This window comes from Arthrobacter sp. CAN_A212 (genome assembly GCF_015752345.1).
Lineage (GTDB): Bacteria > Actinomycetota > Actinomycetes > Actinomycetales > Micrococcaceae > Arthrobacter_D.
The window spans coordinates 1-1,655 of the sequence record NZ_JADOUT010000068.1 but is presented as its reverse complement, the minus strand read 5'-3'; the positions used below and the strand labels follow the sequence as shown (position 1 = coordinate 1,655).

The following is a 1,655-nucleotide window of genomic DNA, read 5'->3' as shown; positions in this document are numbered from 1 at the left end:
CCGGTACGACAAACTCGCCCTCACCTACCGCGGAGGAGTCGTACTCCGAGCCATCACTATTTGGCTCAAAGAATTAGGAGACACGCCCTAGGGCCTGGTTATCCAGTTGCGGCAGCTCGCCGCGGGGACCCATGATTGCCGGGCCGAGCCGGTTCTGCCGCTTCATCCGCCCGAAGTAGGCGTGAGCGTCGGGCTGCCCGTCCAGCAGTTCGCGGACGAAACCTTCTTCATCATTAGCTGCCAGGTAAGGGCCCCACCAGGCGTACAGACGCTCGTAGCCCACCGTCGTGGATGGAAGGGCACCCAGTGCCTTGCCGCAGGCGCTGCCCGAACCGTGGCCCGGGAACACCTGCACGTGGTCGGGGAGTGTCAGGAATTTCTCACGGAGGCTGCTGAAAAACTGCTTCGCGCCGACGAAGCGGGTATCCACCCCGCCGGCAGCCTCATCCAGAAGGTCAGGGCGGCCAAGATCGCCCGAGAAGACGAAGTCCCCCGAGAGGAGGTAACCGGGCTGATCGCTGAAAGCACCATCGGTAATCAGGAAAGCAAGGTGCTCCGGAGTGTGCCCGGGGGTATGTACGGCCTGGATCGTAATGTTCCCCGAGGTGATGGAACTGCCGTCGTAGAGCCGCTCGGCGTCGAAACCGTACTGCCAGTCGTCTCCACCCTCGCCTGAGACGTACATGGCCGCGCCGGTAGCCTCGGCCAGTTCCCGAGTACCGGAAAGGTAGTCGGCGTGGATGTGCGTCTCGGTAACAGCGACGATCTGCATTCCATTGGCCGCCGCCAACTCCTGGTAGGGGGCAATATCGCGGCGGGCATCCACCACGACTGCCTCGCCCTTGGCCTGGCAGCCAATGAAGTAGCTCGCCTGGGCAAGATCCTCGTCATAAATACGCTGAAGAAGCACAATTTTCCTTCCGATAGTTTGAGTTCGATACCCATGGGGGTATCGGTCTGGGATTAACGATAATACCCAAGGGGGTATCAACGCAAGCGCATGGCGAATAGCGAAGAATACCCCCATGGGTATTATTGAGGGACTCTGACGTTCCACCGAAAGGAAGCACGATGTGCCGAGCAACCACATGTATGTATTGCCGCAAGACCACATGGTCCGGATGCGGCAACCACATCGACGAGGTGATGCGACGTGTACCCGAGCGTGAACGTTGTACCTGCGCAAAGGCCAACGATCGAACGCCCACCACGAAAGAAGAGGGTGCCGGAGCGATGAACTGGCTTAGTCGGCTATTTGGTCGTTCGGTATGACCCAGAGTGCTGTTCTTGCATCTAGCCGGACCAGGCCACGCACCTTTCCCACCCATGGCGGTTCAGTTGATGTCGGCGCGGTTTTATGCCTGGCAGGTGGTGCAGTGTGTTGGTCGAGCTCTTGGTTATAGTGGCGGCTTCACTTTGGCGGCGGTACTCTGAGGCCAACGCCGGCTTTGGCCTCGTCGTGAAGGCTTTCGCCGGTGTGGGAATGGTCTAGGGAACGAGTTCTTTCTCCGGCGGGACGCGGTTTTGCGAGTGTGAAGAGTGTCTGGATGATTACCGGTGTGGTTGGGTCCCCGGGTAGGAGTCCGGTGAATATGTGAGTTTCGCATCCGATAATGGGTGCAGGAGGAGATTCACAACAATGGCACGTAGACATA

The 1,655-nt window shown here is 59.3% G+C and carries 1 pseudogene; it reads right to left on the bottom strand.

The features are described 5' to 3' along the window. Positions 1 to 100: 100 nt before the first annotated feature. Positions 101 to 910 (bottom strand): annotated as a pseudogene (locus tag IWX64_RS16790) (MBL fold metallo-hydrolase); the annotation flags it as partial. Between the last annotated feature and the right edge of the window lie 745 nt (positions 911 to 1,655).